The sequence below is a fragment of the Sphaerimonospora cavernae genome, assembly GCF_042435035.1.
In the GTDB taxonomy this organism is placed as follows: Bacteria; Actinomycetota; Actinomycetes; order Streptosporangiales; family Streptosporangiaceae; genus Sphaerimonospora; species Sphaerimonospora cavernae.
Genome location: NZ_JBHMQT010000012.1, coordinates 1 through 21,202 on the forward strand (window position 1 = coordinate 1; position 21,202 = coordinate 21,202).

30 protein-coding genes are annotated in these 21,202 nt (G+C 68.4%); 20 read left to right on the plus strand and 10 right to left on the minus strand.

Translation table 11 applies throughout. The features are described from left to right. Positions 1 to 97: 97 nt before the first annotated feature. Both ACFHYQ_RS08040 and ACFHYQ_RS08045 read right to left on the minus strand, forming a co-directional pair. Positions 98 to 298, minus strand: a complete 201-nt coding sequence (locus ACFHYQ_RS08040; protein ID WP_394300456.1) for a DUF397 domain-containing protein — start codon at positions 296 to 298, stop codon at positions 98 to 100. 13 nt (positions 299 to 311) lie between these two features. Beyond that, complete coding sequence (locus ACFHYQ_RS08045; protein WP_394300457.1) at positions 312 to 647, minus strand: DUF5753 domain-containing protein; 336 nt, start codon at positions 645 to 647, stop codon at positions 312 to 314. A 19-nt stretch (positions 648 to 666) separates the two neighbouring features. On the opposite strand from ACFHYQ_RS08045, the gene ACFHYQ_RS08050 reads away from it, so the two are divergent. Further along, a complete protein-coding gene (locus tag ACFHYQ_RS08050) occupies positions 667 to 882 on the plus strand; it encodes an ATP-binding protein (RefSeq protein WP_394300458.1) in 216 nt (71 codons plus the stop codon). An 88-nt stretch (positions 883 to 970) separates the two neighbouring features. Here ACFHYQ_RS08050 and ACFHYQ_RS08055 read toward each other — a convergent pair whose 3' ends face one another. The 3 genes from ACFHYQ_RS08055 to ACFHYQ_RS08065 form a co-directional block, all read right to left on the minus strand. Then, on the minus strand, positions 971 to 1,756 hold the full coding sequence (locus tag ACFHYQ_RS08055) for a nucleotidyl transferase AbiEii/AbiGii toxin family protein (RefSeq protein WP_394300459.1): 786 nt from the start codon (positions 1,754 to 1,756) through the stop codon (positions 971 to 973). 1 nt (position 1,757) lies between these two features. Continuing rightward, complete coding sequence (locus ACFHYQ_RS08060; RefSeq protein ID WP_394300460.1) at positions 1,758 to 2,402, minus strand: hypothetical protein; 645 nt, start codon at positions 2,400 to 2,402, stop codon at positions 1,758 to 1,760. Positions 2,403 to 2,551: 149 nt separating this feature from the next. After that, positions 2,552 to 2,695, minus strand: a complete 144-nt coding sequence (locus ACFHYQ_RS08065) for a hypothetical protein (protein ID WP_394300461.1) — start codon at positions 2,693 to 2,695, stop codon at positions 2,552 to 2,554. A gap of 53 nt (positions 2,696 to 2,748) precedes the next feature. On the opposite strand from ACFHYQ_RS08065, the gene ACFHYQ_RS08070 reads away from it, so the two are divergent. After that, entirely contained in the window at positions 2,749 to 2,958 is a 210-nt protein-coding gene (locus ACFHYQ_RS08070) for a hypothetical protein (RefSeq protein ID WP_394300462.1), read from the plus strand. Then, a complete protein-coding gene (locus tag ACFHYQ_RS08075; RefSeq protein ID WP_394300463.1) occupies positions 2,955 to 3,302 on the plus strand; it encodes a type II toxin-antitoxin system PemK/MazF family toxin in 348 nt (115 codons plus the stop codon). The genes ACFHYQ_RS08070 and ACFHYQ_RS08075 overlap by 4 nt, the downstream gene beginning before the upstream one ends. Positions 3,303 to 3,358: 56 nt before the next feature. Here the strand turns inward: ACFHYQ_RS08075 and ACFHYQ_RS08080 are convergent, their stop codons facing one another. Continuing rightward, positions 3,359 to 5,932, minus strand: coding sequence for a TOTE conflict system archaeo-eukaryotic primase domain-containing protein (locus tag ACFHYQ_RS08080; protein WP_394300464.1), 2,574 nt, complete (start codon positions 5,930 to 5,932; stop codon positions 3,359 to 3,361). A gap of 175 nt (positions 5,933 to 6,107) precedes the next feature. On the opposite strand from ACFHYQ_RS08080, the gene ACFHYQ_RS08085 reads away from it, so the two are divergent. Continuing rightward, positions 6,108 to 7,703 (plus strand): plasmid pRiA4b ORF-3 family protein, encoded by a 1,596-nt coding sequence (locus ACFHYQ_RS08085; protein WP_394300465.1) that lies wholly within the window; start codon positions 6,108 to 6,110, stop codon positions 7,701 to 7,703. Between the two features lie 307 nt (positions 7,704 to 8,010). Here ACFHYQ_RS08085 and ACFHYQ_RS08090 read toward each other — a convergent pair whose 3' ends face one another. Further along, positions 8,011 to 8,574, minus strand: coding sequence for an EF-hand domain-containing protein (locus tag ACFHYQ_RS08090; RefSeq protein WP_394300466.1), 564 nt, complete (start codon positions 8,572 to 8,574; stop codon positions 8,011 to 8,013). Positions 8,575 to 8,648: 74 nt separating this feature from the next. On the opposite strand from ACFHYQ_RS08090, the gene ACFHYQ_RS08095 reads away from it, so the two are divergent. From ACFHYQ_RS08095 to ACFHYQ_RS08120, 6 genes are all read left to right on the plus strand, one after another. Beyond that, on the plus strand, positions 8,649 to 9,710 hold the full coding sequence (locus ACFHYQ_RS08095; RefSeq protein ID WP_394300467.1) for an SDR family oxidoreductase: 1,062 nt from the start codon (positions 8,649 to 8,651) through the stop codon (positions 9,708 to 9,710). After that, complete coding sequence (locus tag ACFHYQ_RS08100; RefSeq protein WP_394300468.1) at positions 9,707 to 11,365, plus strand: fatty acyl-AMP ligase; 1,659 nt, start codon at positions 9,707 to 9,709, stop codon at positions 11,363 to 11,365. The genes ACFHYQ_RS08095 and ACFHYQ_RS08100 overlap by 4 nt, the downstream gene beginning before the upstream one ends. 30 nt (positions 11,366 to 11,395) lie before the next feature. Beyond that, positions 11,396 to 11,650: an acyl carrier protein gene (locus ACFHYQ_RS08105; protein ID WP_394300469.1), complete on the plus strand. Its 255-nt coding sequence runs from the start codon at positions 11,396 to 11,398 to the stop codon at positions 11,648 to 11,650. A gap of 255 nt (positions 11,651 to 11,905) precedes the next feature. Beyond that, the gene (locus ACFHYQ_RS08110; protein WP_394300470.1) at positions 11,906 to 12,145 is read left to right on the plus strand and encodes a hypothetical protein; all 240 of its coding nucleotides are present in this window, start codon (positions 11,906 to 11,908) and stop codon (positions 12,143 to 12,145) included. A 21-nt stretch (positions 12,146 to 12,166) separates the two neighbouring features. Beyond that, positions 12,167 to 12,499 (plus strand): DUF6247 family protein, encoded by a 333-nt coding sequence (locus ACFHYQ_RS08115; RefSeq protein WP_394300471.1) that lies wholly within the window; start codon positions 12,167 to 12,169, stop codon positions 12,497 to 12,499. Then, positions 12,500 to 12,745, plus strand: a complete 246-nt coding sequence (locus tag ACFHYQ_RS08120) for a hypothetical protein (protein ID WP_394300472.1) — start codon at positions 12,500 to 12,502, stop codon at positions 12,743 to 12,745. A gap of 210 nt (positions 12,746 to 12,955) precedes the next feature. On the opposite strand, the gene ACFHYQ_RS08125 is transcribed toward ACFHYQ_RS08120, so the two are convergent. Next, positions 12,956 to 13,957 (minus strand): tyrosine-type recombinase/integrase, encoded by a 1,002-nt coding sequence (locus tag ACFHYQ_RS08125; protein ID WP_394300473.1) that lies wholly within the window; start codon positions 13,955 to 13,957, stop codon positions 12,956 to 12,958. 219 nt (positions 13,958 to 14,176) lie between these two features. Between ACFHYQ_RS08125 and ACFHYQ_RS08130 the strand changes: the two genes are divergently transcribed. Genes ACFHYQ_RS08130 through ACFHYQ_RS08140 form a run of 3 tightly spaced genes read left to right on the plus strand, consistent with a single transcriptional unit; the run spans position 14,177 to position 14,990 of the window. Further along, positions 14,177 to 14,437, plus strand: a complete 261-nt coding sequence (locus tag ACFHYQ_RS08130; RefSeq protein WP_394300474.1) for a hypothetical protein — start codon at positions 14,177 to 14,179, stop codon at positions 14,435 to 14,437. Next, entirely contained in the window at positions 14,434 to 14,745 is a 312-nt protein-coding gene (locus ACFHYQ_RS08135; protein ID WP_394300475.1) for a type II toxin-antitoxin system PemK/MazF family toxin, read from the plus strand. The genes ACFHYQ_RS08130 and ACFHYQ_RS08135 overlap by 4 nt, the downstream gene beginning before the upstream one ends. Before the next feature lie 50 nt (positions 14,746 to 14,795). Further along, on the plus strand, positions 14,796 to 14,990 hold the full coding sequence (locus tag ACFHYQ_RS08140) for a hypothetical protein (protein WP_394300476.1): 195 nt from the start codon (positions 14,796 to 14,798) through the stop codon (positions 14,988 to 14,990). Between the two features lie 97 nt (positions 14,991 to 15,087). Here ACFHYQ_RS08140 and ACFHYQ_RS08145 read toward each other — a convergent pair whose 3' ends face one another. Together ACFHYQ_RS08145 and ACFHYQ_RS08150 are read right to left on the minus strand one after the other, a co-directional pair. Beyond that, positions 15,088 to 15,189 carry a hypothetical protein gene (locus ACFHYQ_RS08145; protein WP_394300477.1) on the minus strand — a complete coding sequence of 34 codons (102 nt, stop codon included), beginning with the start codon at positions 15,187 to 15,189 and terminating at the stop codon, positions 15,088 to 15,090. A 216-nt stretch (positions 15,190 to 15,405) separates the two neighbouring features. Continuing rightward, positions 15,406 to 16,353 (minus strand): RNA polymerase sigma-70 factor, encoded by a 948-nt coding sequence (locus tag ACFHYQ_RS08150; protein WP_394300478.1) that lies wholly within the window; start codon positions 16,351 to 16,353, stop codon positions 15,406 to 15,408. Between the two features lie 209 nt (positions 16,354 to 16,562). On the opposite strand from ACFHYQ_RS08150, the gene ACFHYQ_RS08155 reads away from it, so the two are divergent. The 7 genes from ACFHYQ_RS08155 to ACFHYQ_RS08185 all read left to right on the plus strand — a co-directional run bounded on the left by ACFHYQ_RS08155 (position 16,563) and on the right by ACFHYQ_RS08185 (position 21,161). Further along, positions 16,563 to 17,060 carry a carboxymuconolactone decarboxylase family protein gene (locus ACFHYQ_RS08155; protein WP_394300479.1) on the plus strand — a complete coding sequence of 166 codons (498 nt, stop codon included), beginning with the start codon at positions 16,563 to 16,565 and terminating at the stop codon, positions 17,058 to 17,060. Between the two features lie 14 nt (positions 17,061 to 17,074). After that, a complete protein-coding gene (locus tag ACFHYQ_RS08160; protein WP_394300480.1) occupies positions 17,075 to 17,833 on the plus strand; it encodes an SDR family oxidoreductase in 759 nt (252 codons plus the stop codon). 140 nt (positions 17,834 to 17,973) lie between these two features. Next, the gene (locus ACFHYQ_RS08165; protein WP_394300481.1) at positions 17,974 to 18,558 is read left to right on the plus strand and encodes an isochorismatase family protein; all 585 of its coding nucleotides are present in this window, start codon (positions 17,974 to 17,976) and stop codon (positions 18,556 to 18,558) included. Positions 18,559 to 18,593: 35 nt separating this feature from the next. Next, the gene (locus ACFHYQ_RS08170) at positions 18,594 to 19,787 is read left to right on the plus strand and encodes a cytochrome P450 (RefSeq protein ID WP_394300482.1); all 1,194 of its coding nucleotides are present in this window, start codon (positions 18,594 to 18,596) and stop codon (positions 19,785 to 19,787) included. After that, positions 19,784 to 20,605 (plus strand): hypothetical protein, encoded by an 822-nt coding sequence (locus ACFHYQ_RS08175; RefSeq protein ID WP_394300483.1) that lies wholly within the window; start codon positions 19,784 to 19,786, stop codon positions 20,603 to 20,605. The genes ACFHYQ_RS08170 and ACFHYQ_RS08175 overlap by 4 nt, the downstream gene beginning before the upstream one ends. Beyond that, positions 20,602 to 20,919, plus strand: a complete 318-nt coding sequence (locus ACFHYQ_RS08180; protein ID WP_394300484.1) for a DUF6247 family protein — start codon at positions 20,602 to 20,604, stop codon at positions 20,917 to 20,919. Before ACFHYQ_RS08175 ends, ACFHYQ_RS08180 begins: the two co-directional genes overlap by 4 nt. Beyond that, entirely contained in the window at positions 20,916 to 21,161 is a 246-nt protein-coding gene (locus ACFHYQ_RS08185; RefSeq protein ID WP_394300485.1) for a type II toxin-antitoxin system RelE family toxin, read from the plus strand. Before ACFHYQ_RS08180 ends, ACFHYQ_RS08185 begins: the two co-directional genes overlap by 4 nt. The last annotated feature ends 41 nt before the right edge of the window (positions 21,162 to 21,202 follow it).

Sequence of the window (21,202 nt, forward strand, 5' to 3'; positions counted from 1 at the left end):
TGAGTGTATTACAAACGGATACGGAAGTCGCGGGCCCTCGACGATGCGGCTTCGTCGAGGGCTCGCCGCGGCGAGCTGTCGGGGCCTGGTCGTGTCTCTAGTCGAGGTCGAACTCTCCGTTGCGTACGCCGCCGAGGAAGGCGCGCCATTCGTCACGGTTGAAGACGAGCGTGCCGCCCTCGCGGTCCTTGGTGTCGCGGACGCCGATCACGGTGTCGGTGATCGCCACTTCCACGCAGCTTTGGCCGTCGCCGCTGAGCGTGCTCTTCTTCCAGTTGGCGTTGGACAGGTCGGTCATTCCCGGTTCCTCTCTAGGATGCGGCCAGCTTCTTCAGCATGGCCGTGGTGTCGCCAGGGCTGAGCGCTATGGCGCGCAGGTGTTCGAAGATGCCGTTGTACCGTGTCAGCGCGGTTTCCTGCTCCAGGAACAGGTCGCCGGCCATCGAGTCGACGTACACGATGTCGGGGTCGTCCGGGCCGAACTTCATGACCACGAAGCTGCCCGGCATGCCGGGATGGGCGCCCGCCGCGAAGGGCACGACCTGCACGGTGACGAACGGGTCGCGGGCCTGCTCGGCCAGGTGGGCGATCTGCTCGCGCATGACGTCCGGCCCGCCGACCATGCGCGTCAGCGCTCCCTCATCCATGATCGCCCAGCGCGACGAAATGAAGCCGATCTGCCTCTGCCTCTACCGGAACTCCTCCAGCACGGTCATCGAGGTATGGGACGAAAGCAGAACCCCGCCGCGCATGCGCGTCCCCGGCGACGACGAGGAAGGCGGCCGCGGCCTCTGGCTGGTCGAGACGTACGCCAAAGCGTGGGGCTTCCGCTGGCCCAGAACCGGCGGCAAGATCGTCTGGGCGGAGCTCGCGACGCCCTAACCTACGCCCATGCCGACCGCAGACCGCCTCACCGATATGCGGCATCACGCCCGGCCGAGGGAGTGACAGAACGACGGAGGCGCGTCCTTCACGACGAATCCCCACGGGCCGGGATACAGCTCGGCACAGCGAGCCGAGCCCAGCTCTTGCGGACTACGGCGAGCGCCTTGGCCGCGGTCACAGTCAACCGCACCTGTCCGCCGAGGTCTCGCCGCCACCGATCCTCGGAGGGGGCTTCGCTGAAGGTAGCGGGGTCAGGTCTGCCGTTCGTCGGCCCGACCCTGGCGTATAGGTCGGCGGCCTCCTCGGTCAGGTGGCCGCGCTCCGCCAGCGCCCACAAGTCCCACAGATCGCGTGCTGCGGCCCGATCGTGCCACGCCGCGGTCTTCGCGGCGACGAACCCCGCTGCGGTGGGCACCGTGAGCACGGCCGCCGGGGCGTCGGAGTAGCGCTGCACGAGATCGACCTCTTCAGTGGGCCATTGTGGATAGCCGACGGCGTTGAGGAGTTGAACGCGAACAGCCACGCCATCAGGCGAGTGCAGGATCGCGGGATCGGTGTCGCGGCCGGCGATAAGCGAGGGATCCCAGGTCAGGCCGGGGTACTCGCGGCGCAGGGCTCGCGGAATGGCCCGGTCCAGCCGCTCGGCCACCTCGGTTCGCCGGCCGAGGGCAATCAGGTCCACGTCCTCGGACAGCCGACCGTCGGGCACCAAGCTACGCGACAGCGCGGTGCCTCCGAAGAAGATCACCGAGTCTCTCGCCGTGGCGCTCACCGCTGCGAGCAGGTGGGAGATCAGGTGATCCCGGCGGACCTGGGTCTCATCGACCCCGAACCGAGAGGCGACCTCCCGCAATTCATCGGCGGCGAGCACGTCAAGCCATCCTGCGATGGTGCGCGAGGGCCTGGTCCACTACCCGACGGCGGCGCTGTGCCGCGGCCAACTCCCGCAGCAGGTCGGCATCGGCCCGCGGAATCAGCGCAGCGATCGCCTCCCTCGCCGCGTCCGGCGCACCGCCGACATCAGGCCGGGCAATGAGATCGAGCGCGGTCTGCTCCACGGTGGTCACCCACCCCTGGCCCAGCTCGGTGCGATGCCGCTGCACGTCCAGCCGGCCCACGTCACGCCGCACAAACAGAATCTCGGCCTCGCGGTCGGTCAACCGCAACGTACGGCGATGGCGCTCGACAGCCACCACGGCGACGTTGAGAGCCCGCGGAATCGCCGCGTGGACACGGGCGGCGCTGATCCCCATCAACGCCACCTCGTCGGTGCGCCCCCCGGCGGCAGCGACCGCGAGCGCGGCGGCTTCTAGCGGCGGCAGCCAGTCGCTGCCCACGGCATCGTCAGGGACGGCAGCGAACAGGCCCGGGGCAAGCCGGTGCAGCGCCCCGCGCCGTTCCAGCCGAGCAAAGTCGGCCCGGGGGTTGGTGTAGAAGTTCTGGGCATCGATAGGGCGCAGCACGCGCCCATGATTGAGCAAGGCCGGCGGAACTCGCGCGGCAACATGAGCCATCATCACTGTCACCTCCGTCGTTCAAAACACTACGATAATGACAGTGACGACGAAAGCAAGAGCGCGAAAACGCCTCAGTCAATCCATATCAGTTGCTCGAACCGATCGGCCGGAGCACACCTGGACGTGCGTCTCCTGGGCATCCGCCCGCGCTAAGCCACGGCGAGCGGGAGGTGGGTACGGCCCGGCAGCGGGACGACCGCCTGGCGGACCTCGCCGATCGCCTCGGCCTGGTCCGCCAGCCTGACCGACCGGCCCACTTGGTCGTCGAGTCGCGACCGGTCACGATCTTGCACAGGTTCCAGCCAGCGCCGACACCGGCGTACAAGACCTGCGCAAGGCCGCTGACATGCGGGACTTCCACGGCGTGACGCTGGGCGAGGCGGTCAAGCGCCTGGTCAAGGAACACAAGATCAACCGAATCATGCGGCGGTACGAGGAGCTGCGCGCCGACCCCGAGGAGTCGGCCGGCTACCGGGCCGAGGCGCGGCTGACCGACAATGCGGCCGGCGACGGCCTGCCGGACGCGGGCGAGGAGTACCCGGAGTACAGCCGTTGAGCCGGTCGGCAAGGTTCGCGCCATGGCAAGTGTGGCTGGTGGACTTCGGCCAGCCGATCGGGCATGAGCAGGGCGGCCTACGCCCGGCCGTCGTGGTCGGCTCGGCGACGCACTGCCGGTTCCCGATCGACATGGCGCTCGTGGTGCCGTTGACCACGCGAGACCGCGGTCTGGACCATCACGTGCGCATCGACTCGCCCGAGTCCGGGCTGAACCGGCCGAGTTGGGCGCGCACCGAGGAGATCACAGCGGTGTCCACCGAGCGGTTCGCCCGGTCCAGGCCGCTCGGCACCGCATCCGACGCCGAGGTCGCCGAGTTGCGCGAGATGGTCGCCTTCTGCTGATCCACGGCCGCCCCGCCCCCATCGGCAGCCGACTTCGCCGATCACGTCGGCAGATGTCAGCACGCTGCTGACTTCCACGCGTCCCAGATCTCCGGCCGAAGTCTCCCGCGTGATGCGACCGGGAGCCCGCTGGCGCGTGCCCAGGCCCGCACCTCGGATGTGGTGGGCGTTTCTCTCCTTGGCGCCGTTTCCGGCTGCGTCGTGGAGAGCAGCTCAGGAGGCGGCAGATGGTCTCCTGTGGTTGTGAAGCCGAGACGGGTCAGGGTACGGCGCCGTTTGCCGTACATCCGCACCAGTTGAGGGACCAGCACATCGAGATAATCGTGAACCTCGACGTCATGCTTGGTCGCCGCCTCGCGCATGATCCGGCCGACCTGCTGGATGACTCTCCCCTTGAAGGAGATCGGGACGGCCAGGAACAGGGCGTCGAGCCGGGGAAGGTCGAAGCCTTCCCCTGCGATCTTGTCGATGGCGACCAGCACCAGCGGCCCGTCGTGGTCGAAGGCCAGCCGAGTACGAAGGTGGTCACGCTCGGCTGGGGTCAGCTTGCCGTGCAGCAGGGTCGGTGTCACGCCGAGTTCACGCAGCGTGGTGTCGAGGCGTTCGAGATGCTCCAGGCGGTTGGTGAGGACAAGGCTGTGCCGCCCGCGGTTGACGGCGTCGGCGACATCGGCGGCGATCTGGACGTTGCGGGCCTGATCGGCGGCCAGTTCGCCGTACGTGGCCTGGAAGGAGGTGCCGTCATTGCCGATCTCTTCCGTGGCGAACGCGGTGGTGTGCACCAGCAGGTGCCGGGCGAAGGTGACCTCCGTCGCGATCTCGTGCCGGATGGGGCCGCACTGCATGGTGATGATGGCGTCCATCTGGTCGGCACGGTACGGCGTGGCCGACAGGCCGATCCAACGCTCCACGCTCACCTGGCGAATCGCCGCTTCAGCGGCCGGCGCGCCGATGGCGTGGCACTCGTCGATGACGACCAGGCCATAGCCGTCCAGCAGGTTGTCGGCGGCGCGGCGGCTCGTCAGCGACTGCAGCATGATCAAGTCGATGGTGCGACCGCGCCGGTCCTTGCCCTTGCCGAGGCTGCCCACGTCGGCGTCGCCGAGGTCGAGGAAGACGGCCAGGCGGTCCTTCCACTGGTCCAGGAGTTCGGCCCGGTTGACGATGATCGCTGTCGGCAGAGCGTGGTGGGCGATCAGGGCGCAGGCCATTACCGTTTTGCCATGTCCGGGTGGGGCTACCAGCACGCCGGTCGAATGCCTGCTCATCGCCTGTACGGCATCGGCCTGGACCGGCGTGAGTTCGCCGGTGAACCTCGCGTTGATCGGCTTCGGGCGGCGCAGCTCGCTGGAGACCTCGAGGATTCCACCCGCCGCGCTGACGAGGGCGGCGGCGTCCTCTCGTAGGCCGCGTGGCAGGCGCAGCCGGCCGGGCTGGGTGTCATCGAAACAGCACACGAACCGGGGCGTGGCGAAGGTGGAGTACCGCATCGCCTGACGGCGGTAGAACTCCGGGTTGTGGAAGGAGGCGGTGTGCTTCAACGCCGCGACCAACTGCGGCGGCAGTCCCAACGTCGAGATGGCGAGCATCGCGCCGAGGCGGGCGTGGACGACCTGCGGCGCTTTGCCGAGGGATCCGCGGCGCGGCCGAGCGGAGAGGATGCCGGATGCCGATGCCGATGGGCCGGCATGGACTTGCCCGAGTCTGTCGGCGAGGGCTTGTACCTCTGCTGGATGGAGCCGCTGGAGCGTGGACAGGTAGGCGAACTGGTCGGGGTAGGGGGTCCAGGTCTCCGGGTCGCAGAAGACGGTCGTGCCGTTTTCGCGGCAGAGGCCTTGCAGCGGCAGGGCGATCAAGTTGCCGAATCGGAACCGAGGCAGCGCGCTGGTCGGCAGCGAGTCTTGAGCGGGAAAGAGCCGGTCGTAACTGGCCAGGGACATCTGTCCGCGGCGGTCGATCGCCTCGCGCAACATGGCCATGCCGATGGCACGAGCCGACGCGGTTGTGACGGGCGCGGTGAAAAAGATCCACACGTGGGCGCCATCGCCGGATCGGGAGATCTCGGCCGCGGCGGGGATCCCCGCCTCCCGGCAGGCGGTGACATAGGCGGCGGCGTCTTCGCGCCAGTCGGAGCCGTCGAAGTCGCAGGCCAAAAGTTGGCAGGTGTCGTCGGGCAGCATGGGGTAGAGGCCCACGTGGGTCTCGCGTTCGTTGGATGGTTTGGAGAGGTGGCTGATGAGCACCTGATCGGTCAGGGGGAAGAACTCACGGTCGGCGTCGTCCTTCTTTCGCCAATACTCCTTCTCGGCGGGGCTCCACGCATACTTGCCGGTCTTCTTGCTGAGGTAGCGGGTCGCGTACACATCGGTCCGGCCCACGAACAGCGCCCGGAACAACGCGAGCTTCTCCGTCGGTGACGAGGAGGCGTCCGCGTACGGCAAGCCGGACTCTCTGGGGGGCGGAGTGATGCTGGACAGAGCGACTTGCGGGCGCCGCTGTTGTGCGTTCCCGTTCTCCAGCAGGTCGCGTAGGCGTTCGTTCTCCTCCCGCAACTCGGCGATCTCGACCAATGCCAGGTCCAGGCGGATTCGAAGTTCTGCCGGGTCGTTCCATTCGGCCCACCCATTCACGATTCCATCCTGCGAGATTCACTCCGTGCAGCCAACTGACCACCGTCGTTTCTGCGGGGCGGTCGACGAGGCTTTACCCGGGCCGGGCTGTCGCGCGAGGAGCCTCGAACGTCACAGTGCGTTCATGGATCCCCATAGGCTGGGATCACGTCCCCCAGTAGATGGAGTCTTTCTGATGTCTCAGCCTCCTGATGTTCCCGCGGAGGTTCATCACCTGAAGGTCACGCTGCGGGATTTCCGCCCCGCGGTGTGGCGGCGACTGCAGGTGCCCTCGGGTGTGACACTCGGCGAGCTGAGCGACATCCTGCAGGACGCCTTCGAATGGGACGGCGATCACCTGCACAGATTCGACGTCGGCAGCGTCGGCTACGGCCCCGACATGCTGTGCGAGCGGCAGATCTTCGACTTCGGGCCCGCAATGGTCCATGAGGACACCGTCAGCCTCCGCCAGGTCGCACCGCGCCCGGGCGCCGCCTTCGATTTCACCTACGACCTGGGCGATGAGTGGTTGCACCGGATCGAGGTGGAGGATGTCGCTCCAGCCGAGCCGGACACGCTCTATCCGGCCTGCGTCGCCGGTCGGGGCCTGGCCCCGGAGGAGGACTCCTACGACTACACCCCCGGTACCTTCACGGACGCCGACCGGCTCGCGCTCAACTCGCTGTTCCGCCGCAATGGCGCGGTGGCCGGGCGCGACCTGCCGTCCGGAACCGGTGACGTCGATCCGGTGTTCGCGGCGCTGTTCCCGAGGCTTGTCCAGCTCGAAGCGGAGGAGGAGCGGTCGCTGGCGCCGCGTGAGCCTGCGTCCGCTGAGCAGCTCGCCGACCAGGCCGCCGCCTCGCCTCTGCTACGACGGGCACTCGCGCTGGCCCGCTGGGTGGACACGGGGCGCGCGCTGACCCCCAGCAAGTTGCCGCGGCCCGTCGATGCCGTCCAGGCTGCGGCTGAGCTCGGGTTGGCGGAGCCCCTCCTGCCCGCCATGGCGCAGGTAGCCCTCGCCTCGGGAGAGTCCGCGTTCGGTGACTGGGTTCTCCGGCGCAGGGCGCGGGAGGCTGCGCGCACAGACGGTAAGCCGAAGAAGGTTCGAAGTGCCAAGGACCTTCCCGCGCTGCACGGCCTGTGGTGCGCGGCCGTCGAGGCCGGACTCATCGAGATCCGCGGGTCCAAGGCCGTCATCGGCGCCGCCGTACGGGCTTGGGAGGACGGCTCAGCCGAACAGCGGCTGGAGATTTGGGCTCGGCTGCTGGCCGGGCTGTTACGCGCCCGCCTCGAAGCCGAACGCGCCGACCGCGGCTACTTCGGCCGTATGGCACCTCAGGAGGACGTCTTCCCCCTCACCGCCCAGATCCTGGACGGGCTGGCCGGGCGGCCCGTCCCGGCCTTGTTCCCGGCTCTGGCCATCGCCGCGGCCACGGGCGAGGTGATGGGCATGTACGGCTGCACCGACAGCCTCTTCGCGGCCGTTCACGCGGTGATGAGCGACTGGACACTGGCCGGTGTGGTCGAACGAACCAGCCGCGATCCTGGCCATGACGCCTTCGAACCGGTGCTGAAGGAACTGGCGGCCACCTTCTACCAGCAGTCCAGTCACGATGGGGACGATGATCCGTCCTCTGGGCCTGGGCTGTCGGACGAGCAGCTCATGCAGGCGATCTTGCGGCCCGCGCTCACCGCTGTTCGCGACAGCGCCGCCGTCCGCCTGACCCCGCTCGGGTCGTACGGCATCCGCCGTCTGCTCACCGCCCACGGCTGGCAGACAGCGACCTCATGATCGAAGTCGTAAGGGAGACCAGGCTGAGTGCTCACTGTGACGCAGAGCGTTCCGTTGTGATGCTATGCCGTCGCGGTGAAGTCCCACTGCAGCCGATCAGTGAGCGATCCGGTTGCGCAGTTATCCCGTGCGGGGCCACCTTGGTGAGACAGGGGCCAACTTCCCTGAGACAGGACAACGCTGTGATATCCCGCCGGGGGTAGGAGACGGCCGATACCAAACAGAATAAAGCTTGCTCGCGCTGCGCCAGCAGGCGAGCAGTCATCCGCCGTACCTTCGCCGTGGCGAAGCGGAGGGAGGGGCTGATTCAGGCCCGCGAAGGGAGCGGGCCGAACAACCAGTTGCCGTGGGCGTCCGCCTCAGGGCTGCGGAAGAACTGCTCAGTCGCGGCGTGCAGTTCCTCCGTGCTCAGTGAGCCGTTGCCGTCCAGGTCGAGATGCCCGAACGCCAGGAGGCTGTTCGCCTCCGACATGCGAAATGCGCTTCCGGCCATCCGGAGATACTCGGTCCGAGTGATCCGCCCGTCTCCGTCGGTGTCCATCAGGTCGTAGAACGCGTCGGCGACCGGCGCGATATGCCTGCTGTAGCCCTCCTCGGGCTGTGTGACGAACCGGTCGAACCCGGCCGTGAACTCTGTCAGGTCGACGCGTTCGTCTCCGTCGGCGTCCATGGGAAGCGTCACCTCGTCCCACAGCCTCGCGTACCGCTCCCTGACCCGCTGCGACTCAGCCGAGCCCGGCGCGAATCCGAACGCGTTCACCAGCCGGTCGGCCGAGGCGGTGTAGTCCATCTTGTCGATGACCTGGTCGTCGTCCACGTCCAGGAGTGCGAAGAGATGAGCCATCTTGCGCAACTGCAGGTCGTTGAGCATGAAGCCTCCCGAGTTTGACCACGTTGGGTGACTGATACTTTACGGTTCGCTAGCCTTCATGGGAAGGTTCTCCGATGAACGTTCAGGTGATCGACGGAGCCAACGGATTCGTGGGGTCCCATCTGATCGGCGCGCTGCTGGCCCGAGGTGACGAAGTGATCGCCCTGGCTCGCGCCTCCGTGGAGGTGGTGCGCCGCCGGGTCGCGGACGCACTGCGCTGCCTCGGCTTCGACGAATCTCCGGTGGACCGGCTCCGGGTGCGCAGGCTGGCATTGGACGAGCCGGATCTCGGCCTTCCGGTGGCCGAGGTCTTCGCCGAGCCCTGCACCTACTGGCACACCGCCGCGCTCGTCACCTTCTTCCCCCGCCGCGAGGTGGAACTGCTGAACGTGAACGTGGCGGGTTCCGCCAACGCCCTGGCCACCTACGAGCGACATGCCCGTCCGGGGTCGCGCTACGTCTACATCGGTACGGCCTATCAGTGCGGGCTCGACACGGGAGGTCCCGTGCCCGAGGACTGGCCCGCCTCCGATTCGCCCGACAGGTTCCGGAATTTCTACGAGTACTCCAAGCGTGAAGCGGAGATCGCGCTGGCCCGGTCGCGGTCAGTCGGCGAGGGCACCGTCCTGACGGCCCGGCTGGGCGTGGTGGTCGGCCACTCCTGCACCGGCCGCGCGCTCACCGACTACGGCCTGTACGACTTCCTCCGGGTGATGGCCTTCTTCGCCCGGCGTAACCCCGGCGAGCGGGTCCGCCTGCCCTGCCACCCGGACGCCAATCTCCACCTGACCCCCATCGACACGACGGTGTCCAGACTGCTTTCGATCGCCGCCGCGGATCTCGACCGTCCGATCTTCCATGTGGTGAACGGACAGACCGTGCCCGTACGCGATCTGTTCGAGGTGCTCAACGCCTGGCTTCCGATCGAGCTCATCCCGGCCACGCCCGAGCAGATCGAGGACGTGCCCTTCAACCGGTTCGAGGCCGTGGTCAACATGCGAGCCAAATACACCGCGACCTACTTCCGGCATCGTTACGACTTCGCGTGGCGGGACCTGGCGGCACCGCCGGCCGTCACGGCCGAGGTCCTCGACCGGTTGATCTCGTGGTACGTCCGTGAGGGGCTGCCGGAATGACCGATTTCGTCACGCACATCCGGGACCGCCTCAGCGCCGAACGGCAGCTGGTATTCATACAGGACAACGGCGAGCCGACCCAGCTCACTTTCACCGAGCTGGATCGGCGAGCCCGCGCCGTCGCCGTGTGGCTCACCGAACTCGGCATGACCGACCAGCCGGCGCTGCTGCTCTATCCGGCCGGACTTGACTTCACCGTCGCGTTCCTCGGCTGCCTCTACGCCCGGGTGCCGGCGATCCCCGCGCCGCTGCCGGACTCGGGTGCCCCGCAGATGAGGCGCGTGGCGGCGTTGCTGCGGGACGCGGGCGCCCGCCTGGTCCTGACCGATCCCGCGCACGCCTCCCAACTGTCCGGCCTCTCGGCCCGCGTCGTCGTGCCCTCCGCCGATCCCGACCGCTGGACCCGGCCGGCCCTGGGTTCCGGCGCCATCGCCTACCTGCAGTACACCTCCGGCTCGACGAGCGAACCTCGCGGCGTCGAGGTTTCACACGGCAACCTGCTGCACAACCTGGAGTTGTTCCGGTCCCTCACAGAAGGAAAACCGCCACGACGGCTGGGCGGATGGCTGCCCCACTACCACGACATGGGCCTGGTCGGCCTCCAGCTGCAGGCACTCCACACCGGCGCCGACCTCGTGTTCATGTCACCGAACGCGTTCGTCGCACGGCCCGTGCGCTGGCTGGAACTGATCAGCCGGTACGGCGTGGACTGGACCGTTTCTCCAGACTTCGGATACGCCTGGTGCACTCGCCGGATCACCGATGAGCAACTCGCCGGCCTGGACCTGTCCACCCTGACCATGGCCCTCAGCGGAGCCGAGCCGATCAAAGCCGCCACCCTCGCCGATTTCGAGCGCAGATTCGCACCTGTCGGCTTCCGCCCGACCACGTGGAATCCCGGGTACGGCCTGGCCGAGTGCACGCTGATGGTCACCTGCACGCCGCGAAGGCAGGGCGTGACGGTATGCAGGTTCGACGCCTCCGCGCTGGAGCGGCATCAGGCGATCGCTGACCCCGACGGGGTTCCCCTGGTGGCGTGCGGCCCGGCCTCCGGGCTCGACCTGCGAATCGTCGACCCGAACGACTGTGCCCCCGTGCCCGACGGCAGGATCGGGGAGATCTGGGTGGCGGGCCCGAGCGTGGCCCTCGGCTACCGTGGCCGCCCCGAGGAAACCCGGGCCACCTTCCACGCGGGCGAGGGCCGCTGGCTGCGCACCGGCGACCTGGGGTTCCTCTTGGACGGGCAGCTCTATGTAACCGGGCGGATCAAGGACCTCATCATCGTCAACGGCCGCAACCTCTATCCCCAGGATCTGGAGGAGGCGGCATCCCGGGCGAACTCGAGTGCCGGCCGAAGCGCCGCCTTCGGCATCCGCCGGCCGGACGGCGGGGAACACGTCGTCCTGATCCAGGAGGTACGCCGCGGAGATGCCGCGACCCTCGGCGAAATGGCCGAACAGGTCATGGACCTGGTGGCGAAGGAATTCGGCATCCCGCTGAGTCTGATGCTGGTAGCCCGTGGCGTGGTGCGGCAGACCACCAGCGGCAAGCTCTGCCGCCGGCACATGAGGCAACTGTTCCTCAGCGGGAGCCTCACGCCACTGCACGCCGAGCTGGTACCCGCGGTGCACGACCTGCTGGAAACCGCCTCATGAGCGTGCCTGAGATCCGACCCAGGAGAGGCCGTGTCCGACCATGACGTGCACCGATGGCTTACCGAGCGGGTGGCCCACTACCTTGAACGGTCTCCCGTAGAGATCGATCCGAGCGCCAAGCTCCGCACCTATGGATGGGAGTCGATCCACGCGCTCAGCCTGTGCGTCGACATCGAAGAGGCCGTCGGCCTGCTGGTCGAGCCGACGCTGACCTGGGACTATCCGACGATCGACGCCCTCGCCGCCCACCTCACCGAACTCCTGTCTCCCCGGCCGGGTGGTTGATCCTGCACACCTTCTCCACCGAGAACTGGTGGAACCCTGCCGCCGCGAGGTCGGCATCCTGCTGCGACTGGTACGGCACCCCGTCCGGAGGTCGGATGGCGCTGCTCACCTTGGCCCTCCGGCCGAAAGATTTTCGAGGTGGGGCAGAGTGAGGGTGTCGATGGCGGCGCGGCGTTGGCGGCTCCACCGGCACCCACACGTGTACGGCCAGCGGGCTCGGGGACGGGCCGAGCCGGCGCATGGTCAGCCGCCGGGATGGGTGCCGCCTACGGTGACCGCGGCCGGGACGCGGAGACCCTGGCGAAGGCCGAGCTCAGGAGGGCCGTACCGACCCATCAGTGCCGCCGCGAGACCGCTTGCCCATCGGTCTGCCCTGCCTGCGCATTCGCCGGTTCCGGCCCGGGCTGGGATGTCGCCCTCGTCCGCGCCTCCGACGACCTGCCCCGCCCCGCGTGGATCTTCATCAAGATGTCGTATCGGCTCTGTACTCTCTAGAGGCGAGGAAGGGAGCAGGCCATGACCGCGCAGCCGTACGGCTTCGTGCCGGGCGAGACGCCGTTGCCGGAGAAGAACCTGCGAGCCATACGTGGCGCCCTGGTCATCCCGGAAGACCGCGAGGCGTTCGACGCCGGGCTGAAGACGGTGCTCGACGAAGTGCGGGTCAGCCTCGAACTCGGGGCGCTGAACGCGTTCGTGCACCGGTGGTGGATCTCCGCCTGCGACTCGGTACGGGACCCCGAAGGCCGGCGGCAGATGCACAACCGGGCCGGGCAGGTGCTGTCCGGAGGCCCCCGGCCCGAGGGCAGGCCGTGGCGTGAGATCCTCGCCGCTCGCGGAATCGACGTGTAGGTGTACAAGCTCATCGTTGATCCGGTCGCCGAAGAGCAGATCACCGCGCTACCCGATGAGGCGCTGCGCCCGCTCGCGGAGTTGTTCACACTCCTGGAGACCGCTCCGTGGAGCGGGGAACCGTACAACCGGGCGAAGCCCAGATCGAACATGCTCGCCCACGCCTTCGGCGAACGCGGCCTCGCCACGTACGTCGTCCTCGAAGAACAGCGTGAGACCCTCCTTGTCCGCCTCGAATGGCCCTGACCGGCGAGACAGAGCCGACCATGGCCACGCAAGTACGGCGGAACTCGAGCGTATGCATATCACCGTGGCCAGTTCCCAGACCGTGGGAGGGATCGAGAGCCGACGGCAACGGGGCTCGCCTGGTCTGCTCGGGCCAGGGCCACCTTCCCGAGCGGTGCAGCCGCCTGCGTCCCGGTGTTGTCGTAGTGCCGGCCACGCTCAATTGAGCGCTCACGTGGCGAGGTCTTCGGGGCGGGGAAGGGTCAGGGTGTCGACGGCGGCGCGGCGTTGGCGGCCGGGCCGCCGGTCGTAGCCGGAGGTGGTGACGGGGGATGCGTGGCCCATGAGCTGCTGGACGCGGGCGAGGTCGACGCCGTTGTCGAGCAGGTCGCCCGCGAACGTACGCCGGAGGTCGTGGGGTGACAGGCGGGGCAGGCCGGCCTGGCGGCGGCGGCGTTCCAGCGCCGCGGCGATGGCGTCGGGTGACAGGTGCCGGGCGGTGGCGGCGCCCCAGCGGTTCACGGGTGCGATCAGCGGGCCGCGGATGTGTTCGGTCGCGGCGAGCCACCGTCCGAGGTAGACCGCGGCGACCTCGTGGAGGTAGACCTCGCGTGACTTGCCGCCTTTGCCGGTGATGAGCAGGCGGCGGTCGCCGGGGTCGTAGTTCGCCCGGGTGGCCTTGGCCAGTTCGTCGCGGCGCATGCCGGTCGACTGGAGTACGGCGATCACCGCGGCGTCGCGGATGCCGATCAGGTCGCCGGCGGCCAGGCATGCTTTCAGCATCGCGGCGACTTCGTGCTCGGCGACGTTCCGTCCGGCTTTGGCACGAGTGCCGCCTTTGACGTTTTTGACGGCTTTCGCGCGGTGGTAGTCCTCGGCGGTCATCTGGCCGAGCATCCAGGCGTGGTAGAGGACCTGGCGCAGCGCGCTCAGGTGCTTGTTCACGCTGGAGGGCGACCAGGGGACGAGCTCACCGTCGGCATCGAGGTGAACCTGGTTCACCAGTTCACTGCGGAGTGCCGCCGCGTGCTGGTAGCGCAGCAGTCCCCATGGCACGGTCTCGCCGGTCGTGTAGCCGAGGATCCGGGCGATGCGGTCGAGACATCCGCCCATGGTCCGCCGGGACTGCGCACCCCCGAGGGATTTCAGGTAGACGAGGTAGGGATTGCGCGCCGGCGGGCCGGGCGGCACGTCGGGCAGGTACGGCGCTGCCCCCGAGACGATCTCTGTCACGGCAGCCCATCATAGTGATCAACTCGCGAGAATCTTCATTCTCATAGGTTGAAAAACCGAGAATGCTTACAAGATCTAGTCGGTATTTGTGACTCACGGAAGTAGGACTACGTTACCTCGTTGAGAGCCACGGAACCGGACGGTAGGCCCGCCCGGCCATCTGCGGGATCCCCTTAAATCCACCTACCCCGAGTATTACCAGGCAGCTACACTCCAGGTATGGCTAAGGATAAGACGTCGATCAGCATCGCCCCGTGGATCCTGGAGAAGGCGCGGGCGCACGCCGAGGCGAACGGGCTCAGCCTGTCGGCCGTCATCGAACGGGGTCTTCTGCGGGAACTCGCCGCCACCCACGCCCAGGCGGCCCGGGCCAGGTTCTACGGCTCCCCCGCCATCACGGGCCAGGAGGCCGACGAGGCCACGATGCACGCCGACCTGCAGAACGCGCTGAAGAACAAGCAGGGCGGAGCCGCCGCGTGAGCCACCGATTCGGGGAACTCTGGACAATCCAGCTCGCCGACCGCGAAGAGGTCCGCCTCATCGTGTCCGGCGACTTCTACCACACCCTGTACGGCGACAACGTCCTCACCGCATACGTGGAGGCCGCGGACATGGCGACCGCGCTGACCGCGTTCTCCATCGACGTCGGTGGCGGGCGCGCGGCGATGATCGACCGCATCACCACCGTGCACAGCGGCCGACTGAAGGAAAAGGTGGGCGACCTGCCGGAGGCTCGGCTCGCCAACGTCCGCGGCATGCTCGCCGCCATCTTCGGCTTCGCCAGCTGACGGAGTATGGTGCTGTCTCTCCATAACAACGTGTGCACTTATCACCCGCTATGAGTGACTGCATCGAGCCCGCCCGGCTCGTCCTCGATCGGAATGACGCACATACGACAGTCACCTTCCGTCTGGACGAGTTCCCCCTCGGCGGTCGCGCTGCGCAACCGGGCCAAGGCCAGCTCTTCCAGCGCTACGGGCTGCCCGGCGGCGGCGCCACATCCGCAGTCAAGGTCGGCGCCCCCATGCCGTGATCACCTCCCACTGACGATGGTCAGACGGCTCCCCCGCCGTCGCTGGCTACATCCGCCAATTCGACCGATGGAAGACAGCGAACGCACGACCTCTCGGTCAGATGTTCACGGAGACGCCGACGTTGCCAGCGGCGGCCCGATCGAGGACAACCCGGGCGGCGGCAGCGTCTTCGACCGCGTGGTCCGTGGACTTATACACGGTGATTTGGGCGTCGCGAGGGCGTTCTTATAGGGGTCGACAAGGCGCCCGCCGTACGGCGGAAGCCGACGCTGGCGCTCGCCTTCCCCCTGGCTGTCGTCGGCCTCGGTGAACACCAGGCCGTCCCGCCGCGTCCCCGTCATTCCGCGCTGATCCGTTGTTGCTCTTCGGTCTTGTCGCCGCCGCCATTTGCCGGCGTTGCCGCTCTCGCCAAGCTCAGCGGGTCACGGCGGTCTCCCGCTCCACACGCGACAGCTTCTCGGGATTACGCACGTGGTAGGCGCCGGTGACGTAGCCGTTCTCCACGCGCACCGCCACCACTCCGTCGATCTCCCCGTCGACTCGCACGAGCAGCCCAGGCCCGCCATTGATCTGAACCAGCTCGACCGTCCTTTCCTCGTCGCGCTTCCACCAGCCGACGGCCAGCAGGCGAGCCACGTTGTCGATCCCCACGACAGGCCGCAGCAGGGCGTGTTTGACGCCGCCGCCGTCGCTCAGGGCGACGACGTCCGGCGCGAGGACGTCGAGCAGGCTCTGCAGATCGCCGGTTTCGACCGCTCGCTGGAAGGCCTGGAGCGCGGCTCGGGTCTCGGCCGGGGAGGCGATGCCGCGGGGCCGGCGGGCGGCGATGTGTGCCCGCGCCCGGTAGGCGATCTGGCGGACCGCGTTCGGGCTCTTGTCGACGGCTTCGGCGATCTCGTCGTAGTCCAGATCGAACACCTCGCGCAGCACGAACACCGCCCGCTCGGTCGGCTGAAGCGTCTCAAGCACGAGCAGCATCGCCATCGAGACGCTCTCGGCGAGCTCGACGTCCTCGGCCACATCAGGCGCGGTGAGCAACGGCTCGGGCAGCCACGGCCCGACGTAGGACTCCTTGCGCCGACCGAGCGCGCGTAGCCGGTCCAGCGCCTGCCGGGTGACGATCCGTACCAGGTAGGCGCGCTCCTCCCGCACGGTGTCGAGATCGACGTCCACCCATCGCAGCCAGGTCTCCTGCAGCACGTCTTCGGCGTCGGTGGCCGAGCCGAGCATCTCATAGGCGACGGTGAACAGCAGGTTGCGGTGGGCGACGAACGCCTCGGTGGCGGAGTCCGCTGAGCCGACGTGGTCGGCACGATCGAGCGGCTCGGCCGGGTCGGCGCTTCGTTCGCCGCGCTCGGTCATGCCCCGCTCCTGCCTGTTCGTTCTCAGCACTGCCACACGTACAAGACGCCGATCCCGACCGCTTTGTAACACCCACGGTAGGTGGCCTATGTCACATGGCCGCGCTGTTACAGGGATCGGGGCGCCGGCGTCTCGTGGTCGTCAGGACGCCGCGCGGACGATCCGTACGGCACTGCGACGAGTTGAGAATGAGAAGGGAAGTCTTCCCCATGTCCACACCCACGACGACCGACCAGCGGTCACGGATGCCCAACCCCCTCCCCTACCTCCCCGAGATGGTGGAGGTCGGCGCAGGTCTGCACAAGGCTCTCCAGAACGGCGCCATTCCCCCGACGACCATCAGCCTGCTGCAGCTGCGCGCCGGGCAGATCCTCGGCAGCACGTACTTCGCCATCCGGGAAACCGGCAACCTGCGCCAGTTGGGGGAAACGGAGGAGCGCATCACCGCCGTGGCCACCTGGCGGGACGCCACCTACTTCACCGACGCAGAACGGATCGCGCTGGAGCTCGTGGAGGCGGTCCTCACCCCGAACCCGTCCGGGGAGCGCGTCCCCGACGAGCTGTACGCCAGGGCGTCCGCGCACTACGACGACAAGGCGATGTGGTCGCTGATCATGGCGATCGCCCACATCGGCTTCTTCACCCCCGCCGCTCTCATCGCCAAGCCGATCCCCGGCATGCCCCCGGGTCAGAACTACAGCGAGTAAGAAAGGCATTCAGCATGAGCAACACCACGTTCGCGGTGGCGGGAGCGACCGGGCGGCTCGGCCGCCACGTCGTCGACGTCCTCACCGAACGAGGGCACCGGGTCGTGCCGATGTCCCGAGCCACCGGCGTGGACATCATCACCGGTGAGGGCCTCGCTGAGGCGCTCACCGGGGTGGATGTCATCATCGACGTCGCCTCGTGGCACTCCTCCGACCAGGAGGCGGCGACGGAGTTCTTCCGCACGTCTGCCCGCAATCTGCACGAGTACGGACAGCAGGCGGGGGTCACCCAGATCGCCATGGCGTCCATCATCGGCGCCGACAAGGCCACCGCCGGTTTCCTCGCCGCCAAGAAGGTGCACGAGGAACTCCTCCTGACCGGCCCGATCCCCGTCCGCATCCTGCGGGCCGCGCAGTTCCACGAGTTCGTCGGCCAGCTCCTGGACTGGCAGCAGGGCGACGTCGCCTACATCCCGGCCTTGCCCACCCAGCTCGTGGCCTGCCGCACCGTGGCCGAGGAACTGGTCGACCTTGCCCTCGATCCCGGAGCGCCCGCCCCAGGAACGCCGATCCCCGAGATCGCCGGACCCCGCGGGGAGACGATGGCGGAGGCGGCGCAACTTCTCGGCGCCCGCCGAGGCATCAAGGTCGTCGGCGTCGACGGGTCCGGCATGCCCGATGCCGAGCTCGCCGCCGACGGCGTCTTCCTGCCCGGCCCGCACGCCAAGCTCGCCGGACCCACCTTCCAGGAGTGGCTCGGCACCCAGTCCTGAGCCGGTCGTACGGCACGGCCATGCCCTTGTTCTCGGAATGCCACCACCCGGGGCCCCGAGAACAAGGGTTACCCCGAGCCTCACCCTCGGGGACTCAGTGGCTGCATCTTCGGACGACATCCACAGAAAGGGGCTTACTCATGCCCGTCACCACGATCGACACGACGACCACACTCGTTCTCATCGATTTGCAGAACCTCGTCGTCGGCCTCCCCACCACCCCCTACCCCGGCTCGGAGGTGGTGGCCCGTGCGGTCGAACTGGCTGACGCCTTTCACCACCACGACGTTCCGGTCGTCCTGGTCCGGCTCACGGCCGACGCGGACGGATCAGATGCCGCGCCGGGACGCACCGAGATCCCGCGCCCGGCCGTCCCCCTGCCTGAGGGCTGGGACGCCATCGTCGATGACCTGGCCGGCCACCCCGGCGACATCATCGTGACCAAGCGCTCCTGGAGCGCCTTCTACGGCACCGACCTCGACCTGCAGCTACGCCGCCGCGGCGTGACACAGCTCGTGCTGGCCGGAATCGCCACCAGCATCGGCGTGGAGTCCACCGCCCGCGCCGCCTACGAGCACGGCTACAGCGTCACGCTGGCGACGGACGCCATGACCGATCAGGACGCCGAGGCACATCACCACAGCGTGGAACGGATCTTCCCGCTCCTCGGCGAGAGAGGCTTCACCGCCGAGATCATCGACCTGCTGGCCAAGACCCGCGGCTAACGGTCCCACACGATCACCGGACGAAAGGACAGACGATGACGCAGGCCCCGGAACTGCCGCTGCACATGCGGAGGAACGGGCTCAACCCGGTCGAGGAACTGGCCCGGGCTCGCGACAGCGAGGGTGTGGTGCGGGTGAAGACGCCGTTCGGCTCGACCGCGTACGTGATCTGCCGCTATGAGGACGTTCGCCAGGTGCTGGCGGATCCGGCCCGGTTCAGCAGTGCCCTGACACCGTTACCGGGATCCGGGCAGATGAACGCCGACGAGCTGGCCAAGATGCGGGCCGGGCAGCTGATCGGATTCGACCCGCCCGAGCACACGCGGCTGCGCCGGATGCTCACCCCGGAGTTCACGGTACGGCGGATGCGCAGGCTGGAGCCGCGGATCACCGAGATCGTCCAGACGGCTTTGGACGATCTGGAGCGGGACGGCAAGCCGGCCGATCTGGTGGAGCACTTCGCGCTGCCGGTGCCGTCGCTGGTGATCTGCGAGCTGCTGGGCGTGCCGCATGCCGACCGCGCCGAGCTCCACGAGCGTTCCGTACGCCTGCTGGACACCTCCTTGCCGATGGAGCAGCGCGTCGCGGCGCAGCGGGAGGACCGCGCCTACATGGCCGGCCTGGTGGCCCGCGCCCAGGCGGATCCGGGCGAGGACATGCTGGGCATGCTGGTACGCGAGCACGGCCACGACCTCAGTACCGATGAGCTGATCGGCATCGCGGGACTTCTGCTGCTGGCCGGGCATGAGACGACCTCGAACATGCTCGGCCTGGGCACCCTGGCCCTGCTCCGGCACCCGGACCAGCTGGCGATGATCCGCGATGACCCGGCGCAGGTCGAGCCGGCCGTCGAGGAGCTGTTGCGTTGGCTGTCCGTCGTGCAGTCGCTGCCGCCGCGCACGACCACGACGGACGTGGAGATCGCCGGGCATGCCATCCCCGCGGGATCGCTCGTGATCTGCTCGTTCCCCGCCGCCAACCGCGACCCCGCCTTCGTCGACGATCCCGAGACACTCGACATCACCCGGGGAGTCGCCGGCCACGTCGCCTTCGGCCATGGCGTGCACCACTGCCTCGGGGCGCCGCTGGCGCGGATGGAGATGCGCATCGCCTTCCCGGCACTGCTGCGGCGCTTCCCCGGCCTCGCCCTGGCCGACCCGTACGAGCAGCTGGACTTCCGCGTCTTCAGCCTTGTGTACGGCGTGCACACGCTGCGGGTGACCTGGTGAGCAGACAGCCGGCACCTTACCCACCCAAACCGAACGCCCCCGAGAAGCCGAACACCGGGAAACTGTCGGCGGCGCAAGCCGTACGGCCGGGCCGGACGCACGGTGCACTGGCCGAGCCGAGTGACGCACGGACCCCCGCGACGAGGGAGCAGCCGACGGCGACCAGCCGGGCGGCCCTGCCAGAGGGGAAGATCCACGACATTCACCGTGAGGCCGAACAGTTCTTCGCCCGGCAGTTGGGCCGCGGGTGGCCCCTGCCATACCTCCGCACCCGCGGGATCGACGCGGCGACCGCCAGGGCCTGGCGGATCGGGTACGCGCCGAGCGGCCGGAAAGGGCTGGTCGCGCATCTGCGAGGCCGCGGATACGAGGACACGCTGATCGAGGCGGCCGGCCTGGCCAGGCGTCGCGACTTCCGTCTGGTCGACGCCTTCCAGGACCGGATCGTGCTGACATTGCGTACGGAAGCGGGTGACATCGCCGGCTTCATCGCGCGCCACTCTCCCAAAGGCCGGGGGCCGAAGTACCTGGCCAATCGAGGAGCGGCAAAAGGCAGCGTGCTGTACGGCCTGGCCGAGAACCGCCGGCTTCTCGCCGCGGGCGCCTGTCCGGTCATCCGTGAGCCACGGTGGTTCCGTGGCGGACGGCCAGGGTCGCCGATGCGGCGAAGGGGGCGCCGCGCCGACCAGCGGGATCTCGTGTACTGCGGAGCGGGGCCAAGTTCCCGGAACGTACTACAAGCCCCTCGGCGGCGCACATGCCTTGGAATACACTGTCCAGCACTGGATTCCGAGGGACTGCGAGGGGAGCGGCCGTGAAGGCACAGCCGGTGGAACCCACGCCGTGGCACGACCCGGACGACATCCTGCGCCGCCTGCCCGACAAGTACCGGCCAACCTTCCTGGCCGAGTACCGCGAGGCGATGGTCGCCGCCGCGCACGAGACGTGGCGCTTCAAGCACCTGGAAGAGGTCCTGAAGATCTGGCACCTGCGGGCGATCGCCTACGCCAAACCCGGCTTCGAGCGAGCCCGGGCCGAGGCCAAGCACGGCATCAACTGCGCGCCGGCCGACGACGTCATCCCCGGCTGGGCCAAGTTCGTCGCCGCGCACACCGGCGGCACGACCGCGTGAAGTACCGGATCAACTACCACGCCAGCGCCTCCAGCCAGGTCCCCGGCCTGCCCGAGGACGCGTTCCTCGCGCTGGTCCGCACGTTGATCACGGTCGGCGACGACCCGTGGTCGACTGGCATCCCCGACCCGGACGACCCGGACTACCGCCAGGCCGTGTTCGGCGGGCTGGGCCTGGTGCTCTACTACGTCGACGACACCGCCGGCGTCGTGAACGTCTACGACGTCACCTGGGCGGGCTGACAGCACCCAGCGAGAGATGGTATGGCCGATGCTGACGGTGC

Excerpts from the sequence above, each read along its gene's own strand:
- ACFHYQ_RS08040 (WP_394300456.1), bottom strand. The coding sequence starts at position 298 with ATGACCGACCTGTCCAACGCCAACTGGAAGAAGAGCACGCTCAGCGGC.
- ACFHYQ_RS08045 (WP_394300457.1), bottom strand. The coding sequence starts at position 647 with ATGGATGAGGGAGCGCTGACGCGCATGGTCGGCGGGCCGGACGTCATG.
- ACFHYQ_RS08050 (WP_394300458.1), top strand. The coding sequence starts at position 667 with ATGAAGCCGATCTGCCTCTGCCTCTACCGGAACTCCTCCAGCACGGTC.
- ACFHYQ_RS08060 (WP_394300460.1), bottom strand. The coding sequence starts at position 2,402 with ATGATGGCTCATGTTGCCGCGCGAGTTCCGCCGGCCTTGCTCAATCAT.
- ACFHYQ_RS08070 (WP_394300462.1), top strand. The coding sequence starts at position 2,749 with ATGCGGGACTTCCACGGCGTGACGCTGGGCGAGGCGGTCAAGCGCCTG.
- ACFHYQ_RS08085 (WP_394300465.1), top strand. The coding sequence starts at position 6,108 with ATGTCTCAGCCTCCTGATGTTCCCGCGGAGGTTCATCACCTGAAGGTC.
- ACFHYQ_RS08090 (WP_394300466.1), bottom strand. The coding sequence starts at position 8,574 with ATGCTCAACGACCTGCAGTTGCGCAAGATGGCTCATCTCTTCGCACTC.
- ACFHYQ_RS08095 (WP_394300467.1), top strand. The coding sequence starts at position 8,649 with ATGAACGTTCAGGTGATCGACGGAGCCAACGGATTCGTGGGGTCCCAT.
- ACFHYQ_RS08100 (WP_394300468.1), top strand. The coding sequence starts at position 9,707 with ATGACCGATTTCGTCACGCACATCCGGGACCGCCTCAGCGCCGAACGG.
- ACFHYQ_RS08110 (WP_394300470.1), top strand. The coding sequence starts at position 11,906 with ATGGGTGCCGCCTACGGTGACCGCGGCCGGGACGCGGAGACCCTGGCG.
- ACFHYQ_RS08115 (WP_394300471.1), top strand. The coding sequence starts at position 12,167 with ATGACCGCGCAGCCGTACGGCTTCGTGCCGGGCGAGACGCCGTTGCCG.
- ACFHYQ_RS08130 (WP_394300474.1), top strand. The coding sequence starts at position 14,177 with ATGGCTAAGGATAAGACGTCGATCAGCATCGCCCCGTGGATCCTGGAG.
- ACFHYQ_RS08140 (WP_394300476.1), top strand. The coding sequence starts at position 14,796 with ATGAGTGACTGCATCGAGCCCGCCCGGCTCGTCCTCGATCGGAATGAC.
- ACFHYQ_RS08150 (WP_394300478.1), bottom strand. The coding sequence starts at position 16,353 with ATGACCGAGCGCGGCGAACGAAGCGCCGACCCGGCCGAGCCGCTCGAT.
- ACFHYQ_RS08155 (WP_394300479.1), top strand. The coding sequence starts at position 16,563 with ATGTCCACACCCACGACGACCGACCAGCGGTCACGGATGCCCAACCCC.
- ACFHYQ_RS08160 (WP_394300480.1), top strand. The coding sequence starts at position 17,075 with ATGAGCAACACCACGTTCGCGGTGGCGGGAGCGACCGGGCGGCTCGGC.
- ACFHYQ_RS08165 (WP_394300481.1), top strand. The coding sequence starts at position 17,974 with ATGCCCGTCACCACGATCGACACGACGACCACACTCGTTCTCATCGAT.
- ACFHYQ_RS08170 (WP_394300482.1), top strand. The coding sequence starts at position 18,594 with ATGACGCAGGCCCCGGAACTGCCGCTGCACATGCGGAGGAACGGGCTC.